General features: G+C 58.9%; 21 protein-coding genes. 9 read left to right on the top strand and 12 right to left on the bottom strand.

Translation table 11 applies throughout. The features are described from left to right. Positions 1–53: 53 nt before the first annotated feature. The 6 genes from msrQ to QRN48_RS08810 all read right to left on the bottom strand — a co-directional run bounded on the left by msrQ (position 54) and on the right by QRN48_RS08810 (position 6,037). Positions 54–674: a protein-methionine-sulfoxide reductase heme-binding subunit MsrQ gene (gene msrQ, locus QRN48_RS08835; protein WP_037018191.1), complete on the bottom strand. Its 621-nt coding sequence runs from the start codon at positions 672–674 to the stop codon at positions 54–56. After that, complete coding sequence (gene msrP, locus QRN48_RS08830) at positions 674–1,687, bottom strand: protein-methionine-sulfoxide reductase catalytic subunit MsrP (protein ID WP_037018188.1); 1,014 nt, start codon at positions 1,685–1,687, stop codon at positions 674–676. The genes msrQ and msrP overlap by 1 nt, the downstream gene beginning before the upstream one ends. Positions 1,688–1,758: 71 nt before the next feature. Continuing rightward, the gene (pssA, locus tag QRN48_RS08825) at positions 1,759–2,607 is read right to left on the bottom strand and encodes a CDP-diacylglycerol--serine O-phosphatidyltransferase (protein ID WP_285350101.1); all 849 of its coding nucleotides are present in this window, start codon (positions 2,605–2,607) and stop codon (positions 1,759–1,761) included. A gap of 148 nt (positions 2,608–2,755) precedes the next feature. After that, the gene (gene ilvC, locus QRN48_RS08820) at positions 2,756–3,772 is read right to left on the bottom strand and encodes a ketol-acid reductoisomerase (protein ID WP_037018564.1); all 1,017 of its coding nucleotides are present in this window, start codon (positions 3,770–3,772) and stop codon (positions 2,756–2,758) included. Positions 3,773–3,818: 46 nt separating this feature from the next. Further along, positions 3,819–4,310 carry an acetolactate synthase small subunit gene (gene ilvN, locus QRN48_RS08815; RefSeq protein WP_037018184.1) on the bottom strand — a complete coding sequence of 164 codons (492 nt, stop codon included), beginning with the start codon at positions 4,308–4,310 and terminating at the stop codon, positions 3,819–3,821. Positions 4,311–4,312: 2 nt separating this feature from the next. Continuing rightward, the gene (locus tag QRN48_RS08810) at positions 4,313–6,037 is read right to left on the bottom strand and encodes an acetolactate synthase 3 large subunit (RefSeq protein ID WP_285350097.1); all 1,725 of its coding nucleotides are present in this window, start codon (positions 6,035–6,037) and stop codon (positions 4,313–4,315) included. Between the two features lie 411 nt (positions 6,038–6,448). On the opposite strand from QRN48_RS08810, the gene QRN48_RS08805 reads away from it, so the two are divergent. After that, a complete protein-coding gene (locus QRN48_RS08805) occupies positions 6,449–6,877 on the top strand; it encodes a DUF4124 domain-containing protein (RefSeq protein ID WP_285350095.1) in 429 nt (142 codons plus the stop codon). Positions 6,878–6,880: 3 nt separating this feature from the next. Here the strand turns inward: QRN48_RS08805 and QRN48_RS08800 are convergent, their stop codons facing one another. From QRN48_RS08800 to mrcB, 3 genes are read right to left on the bottom strand one after another with little or no spacing between them, the layout of a single operon-like run. Beyond that, positions 6,881–7,210 carry a YqcC family protein gene (locus QRN48_RS08800; protein ID WP_037018179.1) on the bottom strand — a complete coding sequence of 110 codons (330 nt, stop codon included), beginning with the start codon at positions 7,208–7,210 and terminating at the stop codon, positions 6,881–6,883. Then, positions 7,203–7,958 (bottom strand): tetratricopeptide repeat protein, encoded by a 756-nt coding sequence (locus tag QRN48_RS08795; protein ID WP_191945996.1) that lies wholly within the window; start codon positions 7,956–7,958, stop codon positions 7,203–7,205. Before QRN48_RS08795 ends, QRN48_RS08800 begins: the two co-directional genes overlap by 8 nt. Positions 7,959–7,989: 31 nt before the next feature. Beyond that, entirely contained in the window at positions 7,990–10,311 is a 2,322-nt protein-coding gene (gene mrcB / locus QRN48_RS08790; protein WP_037018174.1) for a penicillin-binding protein 1B, read from the bottom strand. A gap of 131 nt (positions 10,312–10,442) precedes the next feature. On the opposite strand from mrcB, the gene QRN48_RS08785 reads away from it, so the two are divergent. The 3 genes from QRN48_RS08785 to QRN48_RS08775 all read left to right on the top strand — a co-directional run bounded on the left by QRN48_RS08785 (position 10,443) and on the right by QRN48_RS08775 (position 12,903). Continuing rightward, complete coding sequence (locus QRN48_RS08785) at positions 10,443–11,978, top strand: bifunctional aminoglycoside phosphotransferase/ATP-binding protein (protein ID WP_285350093.1); 1,536 nt, start codon at positions 10,443–10,445, stop codon at positions 11,976–11,978. 101 nt (positions 11,979–12,079) lie between these two features. Next, a complete protein-coding gene (locus QRN48_RS08780; protein WP_037018168.1) occupies positions 12,080–12,424 on the top strand; it encodes a pentapeptide repeat-containing protein in 345 nt (114 codons plus the stop codon). 218 nt (positions 12,425–12,642) lie between these two features. Then, positions 12,643–12,903, top strand: a complete 261-nt coding sequence (locus tag QRN48_RS08775; protein WP_285350090.1) for a TfoX/Sxy family protein — start codon at positions 12,643–12,645, stop codon at positions 12,901–12,903. 223 nt (positions 12,904–13,126) lie between these two features. Here the strand turns inward: QRN48_RS08775 and deoC are convergent, their stop codons facing one another. Next, positions 13,127–13,906, bottom strand: a complete 780-nt coding sequence (gene deoC / locus QRN48_RS08770) for a deoxyribose-phosphate aldolase (RefSeq protein ID WP_502944586.1) — start codon at positions 13,904–13,906, stop codon at positions 13,127–13,129. A gap of 332 nt (positions 13,907–14,238) precedes the next feature. Between deoC and QRN48_RS08765 the strand changes: the two genes are divergently transcribed. Beyond that, positions 14,239–14,568, top strand: coding sequence for a Rieske (2Fe-2S) protein (locus QRN48_RS08765; RefSeq protein ID WP_037018163.1), 330 nt, complete (start codon positions 14,239–14,241; stop codon positions 14,566–14,568). Here the strand turns inward: QRN48_RS08765 and sfsA are convergent. Together sfsA and QRN48_RS08755 are read right to left on the bottom strand one after the other, a co-directional pair. Then, on the bottom strand, positions 14,546–15,289 hold the full coding sequence (gene sfsA / locus QRN48_RS08760) for a DNA/RNA nuclease SfsA (RefSeq protein ID WP_191946000.1): 744 nt from the start codon (positions 15,287–15,289) through the stop codon (positions 14,546–14,548). The genes QRN48_RS08765 and sfsA overlap by 23 nt on opposite strands. Beyond that, positions 15,289–16,461 carry a pyridoxal phosphate-dependent aminotransferase gene (locus QRN48_RS08755; RefSeq protein WP_191946001.1) on the bottom strand — a complete coding sequence of 391 codons (1,173 nt, stop codon included), beginning with the start codon at positions 16,459–16,461 and terminating at the stop codon, positions 15,289–15,291. The genes sfsA and QRN48_RS08755 overlap by 1 nt, the downstream gene beginning before the upstream one ends. A 350-nt stretch (positions 16,462–16,811) precedes the next feature. Here QRN48_RS08755 and dksA point away from each other — a divergent pair, with 350 nt between their 5' ends. From dksA to QRN48_RS08735, 4 genes are all read left to right on the top strand, one after another. Further along, entirely contained in the window at positions 16,812–17,255 is a 444-nt protein-coding gene (gene dksA, locus QRN48_RS08750) for an RNA polymerase-binding protein DksA (protein WP_037018156.1), read from the top strand. 171 nt (positions 17,256–17,426) lie between these two features. Next, entirely contained in the window at positions 17,427–18,314 is an 888-nt protein-coding gene (gluQRS, locus tag QRN48_RS08745) for a tRNA glutamyl-Q(34) synthetase GluQRS (protein ID WP_285350086.1), read from the top strand. A gap of 121 nt (positions 18,315–18,435) precedes the next feature. Continuing rightward, positions 18,436–18,612, top strand: a complete 177-nt coding sequence (locus tag QRN48_RS08740; RefSeq protein WP_002552060.1) for a hypothetical protein — start codon at positions 18,436–18,438, stop codon at positions 18,610–18,612. Next, complete coding sequence (locus QRN48_RS08735; RefSeq protein ID WP_162835422.1) at positions 18,596–21,550, top strand: sensor histidine kinase; 2,955 nt, start codon at positions 18,596–18,598, stop codon at positions 21,548–21,550. Before QRN48_RS08740 ends, QRN48_RS08735 begins: the two co-directional genes overlap by 17 nt. Positions 21,551–21,570: the final 20 nt, after the last annotated feature.

The raw sequence follows: 21,570 nt of genomic DNA, 5'->3' as shown, positions 1-21,570 counted from the left end.
CGCCGGAAGTGGGGCGAATTATAGACAGATCCAGAGGGGCGTCAAGCACTTATTTAAACTTTAGTCGCAACATTCTGCTTTTGAACCCGGCGACGCTGAATACGGCCAGCAATGAGGGGGATTCTGACGGCTAGCAGCAATACGCCAATCGCCGCATATATAGCCCACTCTTTAAGATCTGCCCGCACAATCCACAGCATATGCAGCAGACCCAACCCGAGCACCCCATAACTCAGACGATGCAGCTTCTTCCAGCGCGTGCCCAACCGACGCTGGCTGTAGCGGTTGGAGGTGATCGCCAAAGCCAGGAGACCCAGGAAGCCCAGCGCGCCGACGATAATGTAGGGCCGCTTCACAAGCTCGACGCCCAGTTGCGCCCAGTCAAAGCCCAGGATAAAGAAGCCATAACCCAACATGTGCAACGTCGCATACGCAAAGCACCACAAACCCAGCTGCCGACGAACCGCAATCCAGCCTGGCCAACCTGTTGTGCGCTGCAGCGGGGTCATCGCCAACGTGATCAACAGCATGACCAGCGTCCCGAGCCCCAAGCGATCTACCAAGACCTTCCCCGGGTCAGGACCAAGGGCAAATATCCATGCTTGGTACAGCCAGAACAACGGCACTGCAGCCGCAGCCGCGAACACGAATACCCGCCAGTACATGAAACGCATCAATAGTTTTTCCGCAGGTCGAGCCCGGTATAAAGAGAGGCAACCTGCTCTCCGTACCCATTGAACATCTCGGTCTGGCGGATATTCGGACTGAACAGGCCGCTCGGAAGCCGCCGCTCATGAGCCTGGGTCCACCGGGGATGGTCTACCGTCGGGTTAACGTTGGCATAAAAGCCGTACTCGCTCGACGCGATGCTTTGCCAGGTAGTCTTCGGCTGCTCGCTGGTCAGGCTTATGCGCACAATCGACTTCACACTCTTGAAACCGTATTTCCACGGGACCACCAAACGCAGCGGAGCGCCGTTCTGGTTGGGAAGCTCTCGCCCATACATACCCACTGCCAGGATTGCGAGAGGATTCATCGCCTCGTCCAGGCGCAGCCCCTCAACATAGGGCCAATCGATTAACGCAAAGCCTGAGCGCTGACCGGGCATAGTCTTCGGATCCTGCAGCGTTTCGAAGCGGATGTATTTCGCATTGGCAGTCGGCTCAACTTGTTTGAGCAGTTCAGAGATCGGAAATCCGAGCCATGGGATCACCATCGACCACGCCTCTACGCAGCGCAGACGATAGATACGCTCCTCCAACTGATAAGGCTTCATGAAGTCTTCCAGTGCATAACGCCCTGGCTTGGCTACCTCGCCGTCGATGACAACGCTCCACGGCTCCGTCTTCAAGGAGCCCGCGTTTTGCGCCGGGTCACCTTTATCAGTGCCGAACTCATAGAAATTGTTGTAGTGCGTTGCATCCTTGAATGGTGTGATCGTCTCACCCTGGACGGTGACGGCTTGCCACTTGGTTGTAGGCAATTTGCCTTTGAACCACTCAGGCGCAGCGCCGGCTTCGACGTCGGCGTAACGGGAGGCTTCCTCAGCATTTGCCCAGCCAGGGATTGCGCTAACGGCCAATCCCGCAAGGGAACTGCCAAGCAATGCTCGACGCGACAGATAAAAGGATTCGGGAGTGACGTCCGATTCTTTGCAATCGGATCTGGAAGGTATTTTGATGATCATGATGACTCCGCAGCTATAGAGAACTGAAGCATCTATAGCTACGGAGTATGCGGTAAATGGAGGCGGATGAACTACCTCTGGCGACGCAGACGCAGCAGGTATTGGATAGGACCGGACGCTGCGTAGCCGAGGAAGATAAGCAGCAAAATGCGCGGCGGGTCGCTGAACACCACGGCGAACACCAGGACCACGGCGAGGATCGCCACAAAAGGCACACGCCCTTTAAGGTCCAGCTCCTTGAAGCTGTTGTACTTGATGTTGCTGACCATCAGCATCCCGGCTGCGGCGACCAATAGCGCGACCAAAAAGGACAGCTTGGACCCCTGAATCCCGTAATCACTGAACGCCCAAACGGTGCCCGCCACCACGCCAGCAGCGGCCGGACTGGCCAGCCCGATGAAGTAACGCTTATCAGCCTTGCCAACCTGGGTATTGAAGCGGGCCAGACGCAATGCAGCGCCTGCGACGTAGATGAACGCGACCATCCAGCCGACTTTGCCCATGTCCCCGAGTGCCCAGCCGAACGCCAGCAACGCGGGCGCCACGCCGAACGCGACCATGTCGGACAACGAATCGTACTCGGCGCCGAATGCGCTCTGGGTATTGGTCATTCGCGCGACTCGGCCATCAAGCCCGTCGAGCACCATTGCCACGAAAATAGCGATCGCGGAGAACGCGAAGTATTTGCTGGCACCTAGCTGATCACCGGCACTCATCGCACTTTGCGCACTCGTTGCGCTGATGATCGCGTAGAAACCGGCAAACAGATTGGCGGTAGTGAACAGATTAGGCAGCAGATAAATGCCGCGATGGCGAACCTTGCGCCCTTCGGCGTCATGGCCCTCTTCAATATGTTCATCGATGGGTAGCAGGCTTTCGGCGTCAGATGCCTTGTTCGGCTCTTCGGGACGTTCGCTCATGGACAATACCTTGCAGCTGAAGAATTTCGACAAATGCTTGTGGCCTTGGGCCGACAAACGATGCAGCTTTATACCAGATGAGTCCTCACAACGAAAAAACGCGACCCGAGGGCCGCGTTTTTTTCATGCAGGAACCTGATCTGTGATCTTAGTTCTTGGCTTGGTCGACGATCTTGTTCTTCGCGATCCAAGGCATCATCGAGCGCAACTGCTCACCGATGATTTCCAGACCGTGCGCTTTGTTGTTACGGCGCTTGGCAGTCATCGAAGGGTAGCCGCTGGCGCCTTCGGCGATGAACATCTTCGCGTATTCGCCGTCCTGGATGCGCTTGAGAGCATTGCGCATGGCTTGACGGGATTCGGCGTTGATAACTTCAGGGCCGGTCACGTACTCGCCGTATTCGGCGTTGTTGGAGATCGAGTAGTTCATGTTGGCGATGCCGCCTTCGTACATGAGGTCAACGATCAGCTTCAATTCGTGCAGGCACTCGAAGTAAGCCATTTCTGGCGCGTAACCGGCTTCGACCAGCGTTTCAAAGCCAGCTTTGACCAGCTCAACGGTACCGCCACACAAAACGGCTTGCTCGCCGAACAGGTCGGTTTCGGTCTCATCCTTGAACGTGGTTTCGATGATGCCGGTGCGGCCGCCACCAACGCCCGAAGCGTACGACAGCGCAACGTTCTTGGCATTGCCCGAGGCGTCCTGATAAACGGCGATCAGGTCAGGGATACCGCCGCCTTTGACGAACTCGGTGCGCACGGTGTGGCCCGGTGCTTTCGGCGCGATCATGATCACGTCGAGGTCGGCACGAGGAACAACCTGGTTGTAGTGGATCGCGAAGCCGTGGGAGAAGGCCAGTGTTGCGCCCTTCTTGATGTTCGGCTCGATTTCATTTTTGTACAGCTGGGACTGGAATTCGTCCGGGGTCAGGATCATGACCAGGTCTGCAGCGGCGACGGCGGAAGCGACATCAGTCACTTTCAGGCCGTGAGCTTCAGCTTTGGCGACAGTAGCCGAACCTTTGCGCAGGCCAACGGTGACATCAACGCCGGAGTCTTTCAGGTTGCACGCTTGAGCGTGGCCCTGGGAACCGTAACCGATGATGGCAACTTTTTTGCCCTGGATGATGGAAAGGTCGCAGTCTTTGTCGTAATAAACTTTCATGAAATTCCCCTGATAACGTGGCCGCAAGGCCATTTGCAAAATTAGGTTAGATGCTCAGTACTTTGTCGCCGCGGGCAATACCCGTGACGCCACTGCGTACGGTTTCCAGAATGGACGTGGTGCCGATCGCCTGGATGAAGCTGTCCAGCTTGTCGCTTGTCCCGGTCAACTGCACGGTATAGACGCTGCTGGAGACGTCGACGATCTGGCCGCGGAAGATATCGGTAGTGCGCTTGATCTCGGCGCGTTGAGCGCCCGTGGCTTTCACCTTGATCAGCATCAGCTCACGTTCGATGTGGGCGCTTTCCGACAAATCGACCAACTTGACCACCTCGACCAGCTTGTTGAGGTTCTTGGTGATTTGCTCGATCACTTCATCCTGGCCAACGGTGGTCAGCGTCAGACGCGACAGGGTCGGGTCTTCGGTGGGCGCCACCGTCAGGCTCTCAATGTTGTAGTTGCGCTGCGAAAACAGCCCGACCACCCGAGACAGCGCGCCCGGTTCGTTTTCCAGCAATAGCGAAATGATGTGGCGCATGGTTATGTCCGCTCCGTCTTGCTCAGCCACATGTCACGCATGGACCCGTCTCGGATCTGCATCGGGTAGACGTGCTCGCCGACGTCGACCTTGATATCAAGAAACACCAGGCGATCTTTCATGGCGAACGCTTCTTCCATCATCGGCTTCAAATCCTTCAGGTCGGTGATGCGCATGCCCACATGCCCGTACGCTTCGACCAGCTTTACGAAGTCAGGGAGCGACTCCATGTAGGAATGCGAGTGACGGCCGCTGTAGCTCATGTCCTGCCATTGGCGGACCATGCCGAGCACACCGTTGTTGAGCAGGATAATCTTGACCGGCAGGTTGTACTGCAGACAGGTCGACAGCTCCTGGATGTTCATCTGAATGCTGCCCTCGCCCGTAACGCAGGCGACGTTGTCATTCGGAAAACTCAGCGCGACCCCCATCGCAGCCGGCAAGCCAAAGCCCATCGTGCCGAGACCGCCGGAGTTGATCCAGCGATTGGGTTTGTTGAAGCGGTAATACTGGGCCGCGAACATCTGGTGCTGCCCCACATCGGACGTCACGTAGGCATCACCGTTGGTCACCTCGCACAGTGTTTCGATTACCGTCTGCGGCTTGATGACGCTGCCGTCGCCGCGGTTGTACGGGAACAGTTCGCCGCCGGCGCGCCATTCATCAATCTGCTTCCACCAGGTCGCCACAGAGTCCTTGTTCGGGCTTTCAGCGAGCTCTTTGAGGGTAGCAACCATCTCGGACAGCACGCTTTCGACCGGGCCGACGATGGGCACGTCGGCCTTGATGGTCTTGGAGATCGACGCAGGATCGATGTCCACGTGAATGATTTTTGCGTTGGGGCAGAACTTGGCCGGGCCATTGATCACGCGATCATCAAAACGAGCCCCTACCGCGAGGATCACGTCAGCGTGGTGCATCGCAAGGTTTGCCGTGTAGCTGCCGTGCATGCCCAACATGCCGACGAATTGGCGATCAGTGCCCGGGTAGGCGCCCAACCCCATCAGCGTGTTGGTGACGGGCGCATTCAATTGCTGCGCCAGTTCGGTCAACTGCGCCGAACCGTTGCCCATGATCACACCGCCGCCCGCGTAGATGACCGGACGCTTGGCGGCGACCAGCATTTCCACCGCCTTGCGGATCTGGCCCGAGTGGCCGCGCACCGCCGGGCTGTAGGAACGCAGCTTGGCTTTCTTGGGAAAGATGTATTCGAATTTCTCAGCCGGATTGGTCATGTCTTTCGGGATATCGACAACGACAGGACCAGGACGGCCGGACTGCGCCAGGTAGAACGCCTTTTTCAGGACTTCCGGGATTTCCGATGGATGCTTGATCATGAAGCTGTGCTTCACGATTGGCCGGGAGATACCGATCATGTCGGTTTCCTGGAACGCGTCGGTACCGACCATATTGCTCGGGACTTGGCCGGACAGCACCACCATCGGAATCGAATCCATGTAGGCGGTCGCAATACCGGTGATGGCGTTTGTTGCGCCGGGACCGGAAGTCACCAGCACAACACCTGCCTTGCCGGTGGCGCGGGCGTAACCGTCAGCCATGTGAGTTGCGGCCTGTTCGTGACGAACGAGGATGTGGCTCACAGCCGGTTCTTTGAACAGCGCGTCATATATATGCAGGAGGGCACCGCCGGGGTACCCGTAGATGTGCTCTACGCCTTCGTCACGCAAAAAGCGGACGACCATTTCAGCGCCAGATAAAAGCTCCACGTTGTTCACCTCTAAAACGCCAGAATACCGTCCACACAAGCGAGGAGACGGGTCTTAATAGGTTTACTGCAAAGCAGAGCATGAGCGACGGTGGTCGCCGACTACGTCAGCACTGACTGAGCAAGTATTGGGATCGCCCCTGTACGTGTTTCGGGGTCTTCCCACCCAGCGCGAGGTAACGCGTTGCGGGTGTTACGGGTCGGCGCGGGTGTGCGCCTCATGATCTACCGAGACGGTCTGCTTCTGGCAGTCCCTCTACAGCGAACTTTGGATTGTTCGGATTCGCCCCCCTCAAGTCAAGTCATCGATGCGCTTTCTTCGTCCGCGGCTCGTTAAAAGGCACCGAATGAGGTCGTTGCGCCGCGCTTGTGATAGGTTTCCGGCCACTGCCACAGACGTAAGGAACCGGGAATGCGCTGGATGATTCTTGCAGCGACGCTGACACTTGCCCTGGGTCAGACCACCAGCCAGGCAGCGCAGGTATATAAATGGGTCGACGCCCAGGGAGTGACGCATTTTGACGCGCAGCCTCCTGCCGGGCAGACAGCGGAGGAAATCGACACTGGCAAACCGGTCACCGCATCCCCTCCCCCGCCGCCACAGAATCAGGAAGGCGCGCGGGAGCAGGAAGCGATTGATGCCAAGGTCAGGAAGCAGGTCGCGGCCCAAGAGGCCAAGCGTAAAGAGATTTGTGAGGAACAGCGCACCAACCTCGCGCAGTTGCAAAACAACCCGCGGGTGCGACAGGAAGTGAACGGGGAGTTTAGGCGCTTTACCGAAGAAGAACGCCAGGGCCGCATCGCCGAGGTCAAGCAGTACCTCGACGATCAGTGCAACTGAGGCTCAGGCAGACTCGGTGATAAGCCGGTCAAAGTCCCTCAGCAGCCCCAGCAGAGTGGCGGTTTCTCGAGCATTGCCGGCGTAGACCATCTGCGCCATTTCAAGAATGCCCGATGCTGTGGGCAAGGTCAGGTCCTGCTCAAGAATGGTCTTCATGCGCGGCAGAAAGATCCATTGCAGCCACTGGTCGAAATCCAGCGTGTCGACGCAAAAAGGCTCACGGCTCGACAGCGCTTCGTCGCTGGGGGGCACTTCTTTCCACCATCCCAGTACTCGCAATTCGCGCTCGATCAACAGCAGTTGATCTGCGATGGTCGGCAGGCGTTTATCCATTGGCTTTCTGCCGAGCCAGTGCTGCGCCGGCAGCGTCACCCTGTTTTTCACGTGACTGAGCGATCAGACCCCAGAGGCTGGCTTGAAGGCTGGCGCGACCGTTTGCATAGGTAAGGCCACGACGCGCCAGCTGCTCAGCCTGGGGCGCATCCCCCTGCGCCAACCGCACTTGCGCCAGTCGATACAAGACCTGCGGCTCGCGGGGGGCGACACGCTGCGCGCGCTCAAGGCTCGAAGCTGCACCATTGAGATCGCCACCGGACTGTTGCTGCTGGGCGGTGGTCAGCAAGGCCAGCACCGGGCCGTCGAGCTGCTCATCTTCCGACAGCCCGCCACTGGACGCCGACGGAATGCCCGTTGGTGCCGAGGCAGGCATGTTGTAGGTGCTACCGGTGGCGGCCGGCGGCGTGTAGGTAGTGTTGGCCGGCGCCGGGCTGACCGGCGAGGTATCGATCGGGGCCGTGCTGATCGGGGCCGAGGCTGGCGGCACGAAGGTAGAGATAGGCGCACCGCTCGCGTTGGCGCCACCAGGCACCATCACCGTCACACCGGAATCTTCCTGAATGGCCTGCGACTGCGACGGCGTCTGAACCGGCGCTCGGTAGGTGTTGTTACGGTTTGAAGACACACGCTCGCCGTTGGAAACGCGCGACCCTGAGTCGACCACCGGAATAGCGCTGCGCGTCTGGGACGCGCAGCCGTTGAGCAAAGCCAGAGCCGTTACAGCCGGAATCCACCACTTGTTCACGTCACATCCTCTTTGCTTGATTCGATAAGGCTTAATTCAACCAGCCCTTGACCCAATCCATCACCGAATCGGCAGGCGCTGCAGGCCCGCCGCAGGTCGGACCGGGTTGCGGTTCACTGCCGCGAATATACGGCATCTGTACGGCATTCGGGCAGCTCGCGTCAGTGCCTTGTCCCGTGCTGGCGTTGACCCAGGCTTGCACCACGTTGTCGGGCATGGCCATGTCCAGCGGAAGGGGATCGGCCTTTTTCATGAAGCTGGTCCATATCTGCAAAGCACCGGTAGCACCGGTGAAAGGCGTCTTGCCGTTGTCGTCGCGGCCCATCCACACGATCGCCAGCAAATCCTGGCTGAATCCGGCAAACCAACTGTCGCGTGAATCGTTGGTAGTCCCCGACTTGCCGGCCAGATTCAGCGTCGCTGGCAGAACGTTGTACACCGACTTACCGGTGCCTTCTCGCATCACCCGCTGCATGGCGTTCTGCAGAAGATAGATCGAGCCAGGGTCGAAACGTTGCTGAATCTGGAACGGATAACGCTTGAGCGGCTCACCTTCGGCAGTCAGAACACTGCGAATCCCCCGCAGCGGCGTGTTGAAGCCACCGCTGGCAATGGTCTGGTACATGGTTGCGACTTCGATCGGGGTGAGCGCGCCGGCGCCCAGCAGCATCGACGGGAAGGCAGGCCACTCGCGGGTCACACCCAGCTTGGTGAGTGTCTTGAATACGTTCGGAATGCCCAGGTCCAGTCCCAGTTTCGCACTGGACAGGTTGTAGGAATGCGCCAGCCCCTGATACAGGAAAATATTGCCGTGGGCTTTGTGGTCGTAGTTCTGGGGCTTCCAGATCTGGCCGTCGGCGCCTTTCACCTGAAAGGGCTCGTCCGGAATCCAGCTGGTCAGCGAATACTGCTGCGGACGTTCAAGAGCGGTCAGGTAAATGGCCGGCTTTACCAACGAGCCGATCGGGCGAACGGCATCCAGCGCCCGATTGAAACCGGCGAACCCGGCCTGACGGCTGCCAATCAGTGCCTGGACTTCGCCGGTTTCCGGATTGGTCACGACCATGGCCGTTTCCATCTCGTCGGCGCCTTTGCGGCCCGATATTTTGGCGAAGCTTTCGCGCACCGCTGCTTCGGATTTCATCTGCAGAATCGGGTCGAAGCTGGTGAAGATCCGCAGCCCTTCTTCGGTCAAGTCTTCGTCACGGTAATCCTGACGCAATTGGCGTTTGACCAGATCGAGGAAATCCGGGAACGAACTGTCAGCCAGCGAGCCGGTTTTGGTCACACCCAACGGCATTTTCTTCGCTGCCGCTACGACTTCCGCTGTCGCCACGCCCTGCTGTTCCAGCAGGTCGAGGACCAGATTGCGCCGCTCCAGCGCACGATCCGGGTTGCGACGGGGGTTGTAATAGGAAGGCCCCTTGACCAGACCGACCAACAAAGCGACTTGATGCAGTTTCAGCTCCGACAACGGCTGGCTGAAGAAGTACTGACTCGCCAGGCCAAAGCCGTGAACTGCGCGCTGCCCGTCCTGCCCGACGAACACTTCGTTGAGGTAGGCCTCAAGGATTTCCTGCTTGCTGTAATGGATTTCCAGCAGTACAGCCATCATCGCTTCTGTCAGCTTGCGCGTGATGCTGCGCTCATTGGTCAGGTAAAAGTTCTTGACCAATTGCTGAGTCAGCGTCGACCCGCCCTGACGCATCTGACCGGCAGATGCGTTGATCCAGAAAGCCCGTACGATGCCCTTCGGGGATACGCCGAAGTGATGGTAGAAATCCCGATCTTCAACCGTGACGAGCGTGTCGAGCAAATAAGGAGGCGCCTGATCGAGCTTGATCAGGATGCGGTCTTCCAGGTTCTTCGGATACAGGCCGCCAATCATCAGCGGCTCGAGACGCGCAACGGCAAGCTTGGCGCCATTGGCCGCGGCCAGTTCCGCCACGTAATCGCCGGAGAAGCGCACGCGAATTTGCTGCGCCGGATCAGCACCTTCATAAAACTGGAAGCCACGGGTGTTGAGGTCTACGGTATTGCCGTTGACCGACGCAGCGCCGGGACCGTTGGCTACGCCCTCGCGGCGGTAGCCCAGTGCATCGAGCTCCAGAAGAAAGTCGTCGCGTGACAGCTTTTGCCCAACGAAGAGCTCCAACGGTCGTGCGTAGACTTTGGCGGGAATGGTCCAGCGCTTGCCGGAGAATTTCTCCTGAACGATGGAGTCCAGGTAAACGGCGAAGCAGCCAAGGATCACCAGCCCGACGAGACTGAGTTTCAGGGCCCAGCCCAACAGGCTGCGCAGCCGGCTGTTGGTGGGTTTGGGGGATTTTTTCGGGGTGCGGGATCGGGTCATGGCGGCGGATTATACGCACTTTCAATGGGCCCGACAGACCACCCTATAAGCGGTTTGCAGCAATGTCCTCAGCGGCCATAATGGCCACCTTTCGCTACGACTACCGACTTACCAACATTCAAGGATCGTCCGTGAGCCAGACACTGATAGCCGCGCTGCAAAACCCTGCCCTGTTCCCACATCCGGCGGAACAGTTTCAGGTCATCGAGACGCATATTTCCTGGGTCCTGCTCACCGGCCCATACGTCTATAAGATGAAGAAGCCGGTCAATTTCGGTTTCCTGGATTTCACCAGCCTGAAGGCGCGCAAACATTTTTGTGAGCAGGAACTGATGCTGAACCAGCGCCTGACGGACGATCTGTACCTGGAAGTGCTCCCCATCACCGGCAGCATCGACGCTCCCCAGTTGAATGGTGAAGGCGAAGCGATCGAGTACGTGCTGAAAATGCGCCAGTTCCCGCAGGATGGACTGCTCAGCACCCTGCAAGCCAAAGGCGAATTGACGACCGCTCACATCGACGACATGGCGCGTCAGATCGCGGAGTTTCACCTGAAGTCGCCCAAGGTTCCGATGGAGAATCCGCTGGGTAGCGCTGACAGTGCCATGGCACCGGTCACGCAGAACTTTGAACAGATTCTGCCATTCCTCAATGAAAAATCTGACCTGATTCAGCTGGAAGCACTGGAGGCATGGGCTAAAACCAGCTTCGAACGCCTCAAGCCTTTGATGAATCAGCGCAAGCTGGACGGCTTCATCCGTGAATGCCATGGCGATATCCATCTGGGCAACGCTACTTTGATCAACGGCAAGGTGGTGATCTTCGACTGCATCGAGTTCAACGAGCCGTTCCGCATGACCGATGTGTACGCGGACATCGCGTTTCTGGCCATGGACCTAGAGGATCGCGGTCTGAAAAGCCTTTCCCGTCGGCTGGTCAGCCAGTACCTGGAACTGACCGGCGACTACGCAGGCCTTCAGTTGCTCAATTTTTACAAAGCGTACCGGGCACTGGTGCGTGCCAAGGTTGCACTGTTCAGCCTGAACGCCGATGCCGACCAGGTACAGCGTGCCGCGACGCTGCGCCAGTACCGTAACTACGCAAACCTGGCCGAGAGCTACAGCGCTATTCCATCGAACTTTCTGGCGATCACGCACGGTGTTTCCGCTGTCGGCAAAAGTCAGGTCGCCCTGCGACTGGTCGAAGCGCTCGGGGCCATTCGTCTGCGGTCCGATGTGGAACGCAAACGCCTGTTTGCGCACAGTGCCGATCTGTATTCCACCGACGTGAGTGCCTCCACTTACGAACGCCTGAACGAGCTGGCGGGCATCGTCCTCAGCGCCGGGCTGCCGGTGGTGATCGACGCCACCTATTTGAAACTCAATCAGCGTCAAACGACCGCGCAGGTTGCCGAGGCACTGGGAGCTCCTTTCCTGATCATTGACTGCGCAGCGCCAAAAGCCGTGATCGAAGGTTGGCTGGCCCAACGTCGCGCGCAAAATCAGGACCCATCCGACGCAACCATGGAAGTCATCGAAGCCCAACTGGCCAGTCGTGAGCCTCTGACGGCTGATGAAATCTTGCGCAGCAGACACGTCGAAACCAACGTCAGTGGCGATCTCGACAAACTGGTCGCTGACATTCGTCAGCATTTGCCAGGCCTCTAAGAGGGTAGGCTCACCAGTGGTCGAGTCGTGATGGATATCGCTTCACGGCTCCTCACTGGTGGCATTATAGTGGCGTCAGAATTCCAACAAGGAGGCGCCCGATGAACCAGCCCAAGCAGCTCGACTCCCCCCTTTTTGCGTTGCTGCGAAAAGACGACGTGACCGCATTCAATCTCGAACGGCCCGCGCAAGGTCCTGTCGATCTTTCGGCGGGGGACTTTCGTGGCCTGGATCTACGCGAAATCAATGCTGACGGGATTGACTTCAGCGACGCCTATTTCAGGTCGGCAGATCTGCGCGGCGTAGATTTTCGGACGACAAAGCTGGAAGGCGCCAGCATCGCCCACGCCCAGATATCGGGTGCCTACTTTCCTCCGGAATTGAGTGCAGACGAGATTCTCATGTCCGTGAACTTCGGTACCCGCCTGCGTTATCGCACCCGCTAACCATCGACACCTTTTTGCGCCCTGCATGAATTTCCATGCCGGGCTTGCGCGTCTTGCCGATCTTGTCCCTACCATTCAGCGGCGAAGCGCGCATTTGGCGAGCGAACCGCCGCGCTCGCGTCATTCCTCTACTACGCTCAAGGGCATGGTTCGCCTTTCCAGTCTGTGCCGAACCTAGGGAGCAGTTAATACACGGAGTTTTATAAGGACGACGACTCATGGACGATGATCTTCAATGCATGAAGAACCTTGGGAAGACCTCGGTTCAATGGCTTCACGCTGCGGGCATTCACAACGCTGCAGACCTGCGCCGGCTTGGAGCGATCCAAGCGTATAGGGCCGTCAAAATCAGAGGATTTCGCCCCTCTAAAGTCCTGCTCTACTCCTTGGAAGGCGCCCTGCTCGACCGTCACTGGTGCGACCTGCCAGCGGGCCGCAAAATTTCGCTGGACCAAAAACTGGACGGCATTGGTGCATAGCCCGCATGAGCTTTGGGCCGGTGGCAATAAATAGTTGAGGGACAGTGTTGACTTACAAATGAGAATCACTATGATTATCACATCCGGTCGCGAGACTGGCCGATAACCTGAATGGCTCCTTGGTTCGGACGCTCAGATTATCTCCTCATCAGGCTAATCACGGTTTTTGACCCGGCTCTTGCCGGGTCTTTTTTTGCCTGTATGGGTGACTCCTCTTCCGGTTTCAAGCGCTCACACCCAGATGCACCAGCAGATCATCCAGAAGGCTGGTCGACCCTAGCCGCAGTCGTCCCTGTTCAAGCCATCGCAGCCCAAAGCGTGCTCTTACAAGATCCATGTGTACCCGCGCTTCGTTGAGCGTACGGACATTTCCCGAGACATTGAGCCCGACATGCGCACCCGATTCGGCAATGGCCGCGATCAGAATCCGGCTGGCCTGTGCAGTCGGATTGACGGCCTGTTTGCCGGTGCTGGTTTTCAAGAAGTTCGCGCCCTCCTCAATCGCAACGCAACTGGCCCCGTGTATGACTTGCGGATCGCGCAGCACCCCGGTCTCCAACGTTACGGTCAACACGCCGTTATTGCCGCACCTGACCCGGCAGGCATTCACGATGTCTGCACCCACCTGCTTGTCCCCACCCAGCAGCGCGTGAAACGGATAGACCACATCGATTTCGTCAGCACCCGCGACGATCGCCGCATGAGCCTCCATGTCGGCTGAGCTGACAGCAGGCGAGCCGCCAGGAAAATTGACCGCGGCCACAACCTTGATATCGCGTGCGCAAAGGCTGTCGAGTGTGCGGCGAGCGAGCCCGGCGAACCTGGGCAGCACACAGATCGCTGCAACATGACCGACCGGCGTCAGCGCTCGCTGACACAGAGCGATGATCCTCTGCGGCGTGTCGTCGGCATTCAGTGAAGCCAGCTCCAGGATGCCAATTACCTGCTGTGCCAGCGCCTCATCGACTTCGCCCGCGTCGCTGACTTCACTCATCTTGTTCATTTCGCGTCTCCATACCTTTGGTTTGGCGCGACAATAATCGAGAGCGCACGCGCCTGAACGGCATAAAAGACGTTAAGGAGCAGCCCTACTTGATTACAAGAAATGTCCGAAGGACGTTGCCTGCACAAACGTCAAAATGTGAGCTTTTGTGTCGGCAGAACTGGCTAATGCCGCTGATATCGGGAAACGACGGCGAAGTGGGTCAACCGGTCTACCATTGACTCCGTTCCGTTATCGACTGGCGGGTTTGGGTGCTGGCAGAATGCGCAGCCTGCTAAGCCGGGCATCCGTTGATTATTTGCATTCGAGCGTCTTGCGCAAAGGAGGCTAGGTTGAAGTACCTGTGCGACAGCGCTGCGCTGATTGAAGGCAAAAGCATCGGATTTGACGTTGATGCGCTCAAAGTTCTGGCCGTGAGGCGAGCAGGGCAGGTTTACGTGTACGCCAATCGATGCCCGCATCGAGGCGTTCCGCTGGAATGGCAGGCTGATGAATTCCTCGACGCCAGCGCCAGCCTTATCCAATGCGCTACCCACGGCGCCCTCTTCCTGATAGAGAACGGCGAGTGCGTCGCAGGCCCTTGCGAGGGCAAATCCCTGAGGGCCATCGAGTGCGCAGAAGACGCTCGGGGCATCTGGATCAACCCAGCGGCACGGGACTAATGGGGCGAGACTCTGTGAGATGAATCTCCAGGCTGCGATCTATGCAGACTTCATCCGCGGTGAGTTTCACGCCGTACGCCAGGACTTCGACCCCCGCTGCCACGGCCTCGACCAGCGCGCTGGCATACGCCGCGTCGATTTCTGCGGCAGGCCGCACGGCATCAATGCCCGTCAGGTTCACGCAATAGAGCAGAACGGCGCGCACGCCCTCTCTGGCCAGCGACGCCAGCTCGCGTAGATGTCGGGCGCCGCGTTGAGTCACTGCATCAGGAAACGCAGCCACGCGGGTGTCATCGAAGCCCAGCGTTACGCTTTTGACTTCGAGATAAAGCGGGCCGTCCGGGTAATCCAGGCGGAAGTCGACACGGCTGTTTTCCTGACCGTAAGCCACCTCTCGCTTCAGCGCCGTGAACCCTGCCAACTCGGTAATCACACCTGCCATCAGCGCTTCTTCCACCAGACGATTGGCCCGCGCAGTGTTGACACACGCGAGCCGACCCTGAGGTGTCTCGGTGATCTCCCACGTTCCTGGCAGCTTGCGCTTGGGATCATTGGAGCGACTGAACCAGACGCGCCCGCCCGGCATCATGCAATTGAACATCGAACCCGTGTTGGGGCAATGAATTGTCAGCCGCTCGCCATCGGCTGTCTCGATGTCGGCGAGAAAGCGCTTGTAGCGTTGTATGAGCCGGCCTTCTTCCAGCGCTGGGGAAAATCGCATCAGCCCTGCCAACTCCGAAGACCACGGGCTATGCGAGTGACCGCCTCCTCAAGCCGCGAAAGGTTCTGGGTATAGGCAAAGCGCACATGATGACCTGCTCGATAGCGGCCAAAGTCCAGTCCGGGCGTAAATGCAACGTGCTCTGTTTCCAGAAAGTGATGGCAAAACGCAAAAGCATCGCCGCCGAAGGTGCTGATGTCCGCGTATAGATAGAAAGCACCTTCTGGCTCCACAGCAATGTTGAAGCCCAAATGACGCAGCGCTGGCAAAAGAAAGTCGCGACGGCGAGCAAACTCTGCCCGACGCTGCTCCAGGATCGCGAGGGTCTGGGGCTCGAAACAGGCAAGCGCAGCGGTTTGGGCCATGCTTGGCGCGCTGATGTAGAGGTTCTGCGCCAGCTTCTCAAGATCAGCGACCGCCGCCTCGGGTGCCACCAGCCAGCCAAGCCGCCAGCCGGTCATGCCGAAATATTTGGAAAAGCTGTTGAGGACGAAAGCGTCGTCGTCGACTTCCAGCACACTGCTGGCCTCTGTGCCATAAGTCAGGCCATGGTAGATCTCGTCAACGACGAGATGGCCATCCCGAGCTTTGAGTGACGCGGCAAGCGCAGCAAGCTCGTCACGGTGCAGCAACGTGCCGGTCGGATTGGCCGGAGAAGCCACCAATGCACCCACGCTGTCCTCATTCCAGTGTTGAGCAACCAGATCAGCGGTCAGCTGGTAGCGGACCTCTGGCCCTACAGGCACCAACTGCGCAGCGCCCTCCACAAGGCGCAAAAAGTGTCGATTGCAGGGATAGCCCGGATCGGCCAGCAACCAATGCTTTCCGGGATCGACCAGCAAGCTGGCTGCCAGCAGTAACGCGCCTGAGCCGCCGGGGGTAATCAGGATACGACCCGGATCGACATGCACGCCGTAGCGTTGTGCATAGAACCCGGCGATGGCCTCGCGCAATTCCGGCAGGCCGCGTGCGGCCGTGTAACGCGTTTTGCCCGCTGCCAATGCCGCCTGACCAGCCTTTATGATCGGTTCGGCGGTGGTGAAGTCCGGCTCGCCGATCTCAAGGTGAATGACGTCATGCCCCGCCGCCTGCAGCTCATTGGCCCGCGCCAACAGCGCCATGACATGAAAGGGTTCGATAGCGCGGCTGCGCGCACTGTAGGGCTGTGGCATTGGCCTTCCTTTGGTGAGGGGTGGCAAGTCAGGCGGCCGATTCTACTCATCCGCCCCAGCGGGCTACAGCGTTTATCACGTTGCAGGAAGCGAGGTGCAGCCGACAGTCCAGAAATACGGGCCTTGGCCCTACAGGCGCTAGACTCAGCGCACTGCAAAATAATATAAAACCGCGCGCCTGAGCTGTGGTCATAGCTCACGTGCGTGCTGCAGGCCATGCTCGACAACCGGGAGTAGCGCGCTCCGATTCGATCTGGTAAGTTCGCCCGCTTGCAGCCGCAGGGCCGGCAGGTGTCGGCGATGGATCTTAACCTGTGTAATGGCTTAGAAGAGTGAGAGGCGGTCCGTTCATGCCCACCGAAGAAAAGCAAAAGAGCAACCCGGCAATCAGTAATTTCGAACCCTACGTTGCGACAAAGGGTGAGGAATACATGGGCAAACCCATGCGAGATCACTTCACCAAGATCCTGACCAAATGGAAACAGGACTTGATGCAGGAAGTCGACCGCACGGTTGATCACATGAAGGATGAAGCGGCCAACTTTCCTGACCCTGCTGACCGTGCAAGCCAGGAAGAAGAATTCGCTTTGGAGCTGCGCGCCCGAGACCGTGAGCGCAAGCTGATCAAGAAGATCGACAAGACGCTGCAACTGATCCTCGACGAAGACTACGGCTGGTGCGAATCCTGCGGTGTCGAGATCGGCATCAAGCGCCTTGAGGCCCGTCCAACGGCCGACATGTGCGTAGACTGCAAGAGTCTCGCTGAAATCAAGGAAAAACAGGTCGGTAAATGATCCTGTTCCTTCCGTGAAAAGGACGCTTCGGCGTCCTTTTCTGTTTTCGGCACCTGCGTTTGATGCCCGGATAGCCCACGAAACCGCCGATCAGCTGCGTCGCGTTTTCCCACACTGCCGGCCAGGTCGTCCGGTATTTAGTACGTTTTATTTCCAGTACCATCAGCGCCCATGAAAACCCCTTCTTATATAGGGCGCTTTGCGCCAACCCCCAGCGGGTACCTTCACTTCGGCTCGCTGGTCGCGGCGCTGGCCTCGTACCTCGATGCCCGCTCTGCCGGTGGCAAATGGCTGATGCGCATGGAGGACCTCGACCCTCCCCGCGAGGTGCCGGGTGCGCAGGCAGGTATTCTCAAGACGCTTGAAGCCTATGGCTTCGAGTGGGACGGCGAAGTGGTCAGGCAGAGCGACCGGCACCACGCCTACCAGGACATCATCAATCGCTGGTTCAGCCACGGGCTTGCCTACGCCTGCACGTGTTCGCGCAAGCAGCTGGAAAACTACAACGGCATTTATCCGGGATTCTGTCGTGATGCCGGGCATTCACCCGACAACGCGGCGATCCGGATTCGCGTGCCTGAACTTGAGTATCGGTTCGAAGACCGAGTACAGGGCGAGTTTCGCCAGCATTTGGGGCGCGATTCGGGCGACTTCATCGTTCGCCGCCGGGATGGCTTTTACGCCTATCAGCTGGCGGTTGTCCTTGATGACGGCTGGCAAGGCGTGACCGACATCGTAAGAGGCGCCGACTTGCTTGATTCCACGCCGCGCCAGTTGTACTTGCAGGAACTGCTCGGCCTGCCGCAGCCGCGCTATCTCCATGTGCCACTGATCACCCAGCCAAACGGTCACAAGCTGGGTAAATCCTATCGCTCTCCCCCACTGCCGTCCGATCAGGCCACTGCGCTGCTGCTCCGGGGGCTGCGGGCTTTGGGCCAGTGGGTACCGGGAGAACTGGTCTACGCCTTCCCGCGAGAGGTGCTGGACCACGCCATTTCGCACTGGGATGCCGATTCCATACCGCGCCTGGGCGCCATCGAGGAAGCACGAATAGACTGAGCGCTGCCGAGCGGTCCATATTCATGCAGCACAACGCTGGCCGAAACGTCGCTTGCAGCCCCATCGCCATCCGTTACCATGCCGCTCCGTCATCTACTGGTCGTTCAACCTGGGAGGCCAAATGTACATTTATCGATTGGTCCTGCTGCTGGTGGTGGGCATCTATCTGTTTTCGCCGGCCATCATGGACTGGTGGATAGACGCGACAGGCGCCTGGTACAGGCCGTACATGCTGTGGTTGATCCTGATCGTAGTGACCTTCATTCTGCAGAGCCAACGAGATGCCGATGAGCTTTAGCCTGACCCAGATGATTCTGGTCAGTGCCGCCTACCTGACGGTCCTGTTCGGAGTCGCCTGGATCAGCGAACGTGGACTGATCCCGCGCTGGATCATTCGTCACCCGTTGACATACACCCTGTCGCTGGGCGTTTACGCCAGTGCCTGGGCGTTCTACGGCACGGTGGGCCTGGCTTACGAGTACGGATACGGTTTCCTGTCGAGTTACCTTGGGGTATCGGGCGCATTTCTGTTGGCTCCCGTCCTGCTGTACCCCATTCTCAAGATCACCCGCACCTATCAACTCTCCTCGCTGGCCGACCTTTTCGCCTTCCGGTTTCGCAGCACCTGGGCGGGCGCGCTCACCACAATCTTCATGCTGATCGGCGTTTTGCCGCTGCTGGCGCTGCAAATCCAGGCGGTTGCCGACTCCATCGGCATTCTCACCCGCGAACCCGTGCGCAACTACGTAGCGTTTGCGTTCTGTGTGCTGATCACGCTGTTCACGATCTTCTTCGGCTCGCGCCATATCGCCACGCGTGAGAAACATGAAGGGCTGGTGTTCGCCATCGCTTTTGAGTCGGTGATCAAGCTGGTCGCCATCGGCGGCATCGGTCTCTACGCGCTATACGGTGTATTCGATGGGCCGCAAAGCCTCGAGCAATGGTTGCTGCAGAACCAGAGCGCGCTGGCGGCCCTGCACACCCCACTGCAGGAAGGTCCGTGGAGGACGCTGCTGCTGGTGTTCTTCGCCTCCGCCATCGTGATGCCGCACATGTATCACATGACCTTCACCGAGAACCTCAACCCGCGCTCACTGGTCAGCGCCAGCTGGGGCCTGCCACTGTTCCTGCTGCTGATGAGTCTGGCGGTACCGCTGGTGCTTTGGGCCGGCCTGAAACTGGGCGCCACCACCAGCCCCGAATACTTCACCCTTGGCATCGGCATCGCCGCGCACAGCAAAACCCTGGCCCTGCTCGGCTATGTTGGCGGGCTGTCCGCCGCCAGCGGGCTGATCATTGTCACCACGCTGGCGCTGTCCGGCATGGCGCTGAACCATCTGGTACTGCCGCTCTACCAGCCGCCCGCCGAAGGCAATATCTATCGCTGGCTGAAATGGACCCGGCGCGGCCTGATTGTCGCGATCATCATGGCCGGCTTCGGCTTCTACCTCCTGCTCGGCGCCAAACAAAATCTGGCGAACCTGGGCATCGTCGCGTTTGTAGCGACCCTGCAATTCCTGCCCGGGGTGTTGTCGGTACTGTACTGGCCGGCCGCCAATCGCCGCGGCTTCATGGCCGGGCTGATCGCGGGCATCGTGGTGTGGACCATCAGCATGTTGTTGCCGCTGATCGGTAACTTCCAGGGTTTTTACATCCCGCTGCTGAACATGATCTACGTGCTCGACGACACCAGTTGGCACATGGCTGCAATCGCCTCGCTGGCCGCGAACGTGCTGGTGTTCACTCTGATATCACTGTTCAGCAACCCCAGTCCCGAGGAAGCCAGTGCGGCCGAAGCCTGCGCTGTGGATAACGTTCGTCGTCCGCAGCGGCGCGAATTGCACGCCGCCTCCCCGCAAGAGTTCGCCACGCAGTTGGCCAAGCCCTTGGGCGCAAAGGCTGCACAGAAGGAGGTCGAACAAGCCCTGCGCGATCTGTACCTGCCGTTCGACGAGCGCCGGCCTTATGCCCTAAGGCGTCTGCGCGACCGCATCGAAGCGAACCTCTCCGGCCTGATGGGGCCGAGCGTCGCGCAGGACATGGTCGAGACCTTCCTGCCGTATAAGTCCGGCAGCGAGAACTACGTCACTGAGGACATTCATTTCATCGAGAGCCGCCTGGAGGATTACCACTCCCGCCTCACCGGTCTCGCTGCCGAACTCGACGCCCTGCGTCGCTACCATCGGCAGACCTTGCAGGAGCTGCCGATGGGCGTGTGCTCGCTGGCCAAGGATCAGGAAATCCTGATGTGGAACAAGGCCATGGAGGAACTGACCGGCATCGGTGCTCAGCGCGTGGTTGGGTCGCGGCTCGAAACCATCGTTGATCCCTGGAAGCAACTGCTGCTCGGCTTCATCAACGTACCGGACGAGCATTTACACAAGCAGCGGCTGGCGCTTGACGGCCAGACGCGCTGGCTCAACTTGCACAAAGCAGCGATCGACGAACCCCTGGCGCCCGGCAACAGCGGCTTGGTGATTCTGGTTGAGGACCTGACCGACACGCAGATGCTCGAGGATAAACTCGTGCACTCTGAACGCCTCGCCAGCATTGGTCGTCTGGCTGCGGGGGTTGCCCACGAAATCGGCAATCCGATCACCGGTATCGCCTGCCTGGCGCAAAACCTGCGCGAAGAGCGCGAGGAAGACAGCGAGCTGACCGAAATCAGCAGCCAGATCATCGAACAGACCAAGCGCGTATCGCGCATCGTGCAGTCGCTGATGAGCTTCGCCCATGCAGGCGGGCATCAACACGCCGATGAGCCGGTATGCCTGGCGGAGGTGGCACAGGATGCAATTGGTCTGCTCGCGCTGAACCGGCGCAATTTCGAGGTGCAATTCTATAATCTGTGCAACCCGAACCACTGGGTGGAGGGTGACCCGCAGCGGCTCGCCCAGGTTCTCATCAACCTGCTCTCGAACGCACGTGATGCGTCACCTGCCGGCAGCGCAGTGCGGGTCAAAAGCGAAGCCTCCGAACACACCGTGGACCTGATCGTTGAGGACGAAGGCAGCGGCATTCCAAAGGCCATTATGGATCGTCTGTTCGAACCCTTCTTCACTACCAAGGATCCGGGCGAAGGAACAGGACTGGGGCTTGCACTGGTCTATTCCATCGTTGAAGAGCATTATGGACAAATCACCATCGACAGCCCGGCTGACCCCGAGCACCAACGCGGGACCCGTATCAGGGTGACCTTACCGCGCCACGTCGAAGCGACGTCCGCCGTGAACTGAGACCGTCGAGAGAACCGAAT

Source organism: Pseudomonas sp. ME-P-057 (assembly GCF_030208975.1).
Taxonomy (GTDB): Bacteria; Pseudomonadota; Gammaproteobacteria; order Pseudomonadales; family Pseudomonadaceae; genus Aquipseudomonas; species Aquipseudomonas lutea.
Note: the sequence above shows the minus strand (reverse complement) of the source record. Positions and strands in the feature narration are given on the sequence as shown.

Coding starts and splice junctions, on each gene's coding strand:
- msrQ (WP_037018191.1), bottom strand. CDS start 674: ATGCGTTTCATGTACTGGCGGGTATTCGTGTTCGCGGCTGCGGCTGCA.
- msrP (WP_037018188.1), bottom strand. CDS start 1,687: ATGATCATCAAAATACCTTCCAGATCCGATTGCAAAGAATCGGACGTC.
- pssA (WP_285350101.1), bottom strand. CDS start 2,607: ATGAGCGAACGTCCCGAAGAGCCGAACAAGGCATCTGACGCCGAAAGC.
- ilvC (WP_037018564.1), bottom strand. CDS start 3,772: ATGAAAGTTTATTACGACAAAGACTGCGACCTTTCCATCATCCAGGGC.
- ilvN (WP_037018184.1), bottom strand. CDS start 4,310: ATGCGCCACATCATTTCGCTATTGCTGGAAAACGAACCGGGCGCGCTG.
- QRN48_RS08805 (WP_285350095.1), top strand. CDS start 6,449: ATGCGCTGGATGATTCTTGCAGCGACGCTGACACTTGCCCTGGGTCAG.
- QRN48_RS08800 (WP_037018179.1), bottom strand. CDS start 7,210: ATGGATAAACGCCTGCCGACCATCGCAGATCAACTGCTGTTGATCGAG.
- mrcB (WP_037018174.1), bottom strand. CDS start 10,311: ATGACCCGATCCCGCACCCCGAAAAAATCCCCCAAACCCACCAACAGC.
- QRN48_RS08780 (WP_037018168.1), top strand. CDS start 12,080: ATGAACCAGCCCAAGCAGCTCGACTCCCCCCTTTTTGCGTTGCTGCGA.
- QRN48_RS08775 (WP_285350090.1), top strand. CDS start 12,643: ATGGACGATGATCTTCAATGCATGAAGAACCTTGGGAAGACCTCGGTT.
- deoC (WP_502944586.1), bottom strand. CDS start 13,906: ATGAACAAGATGAGTGAAGTCAGCGACGCGGGCGAAGTCGATGAGGCG.
- sfsA (WP_191946000.1), bottom strand. CDS start 15,289: ATGCGATTTTCCCCAGCGCTGGAAGAAGGCCGGCTCATACAACGCTAC.
- QRN48_RS08755 (WP_191946001.1), bottom strand. CDS start 16,461: ATGCCACAGCCCTACAGTGCGCGCAGCCGCGCTATCGAACCCTTTCAT.
- dksA (WP_037018156.1), top strand. CDS start 16,812: ATGCCCACCGAAGAAAAGCAAAAGAGCAACCCGGCAATCAGTAATTTC.
- gluQRS (WP_285350086.1), top strand. CDS start 17,427: ATGAAAACCCCTTCTTATATAGGGCGCTTTGCGCCAACCCCCAGCGGG.
- QRN48_RS08740 (WP_002552060.1), top strand. CDS start 18,436: ATGTACATTTATCGATTGGTCCTGCTGCTGGTGGTGGGCATCTATCTG.
- QRN48_RS08735 (WP_162835422.1), top strand. CDS start 18,596: ATGCCGATGAGCTTTAGCCTGACCCAGATGATTCTGGTCAGTGCCGCC.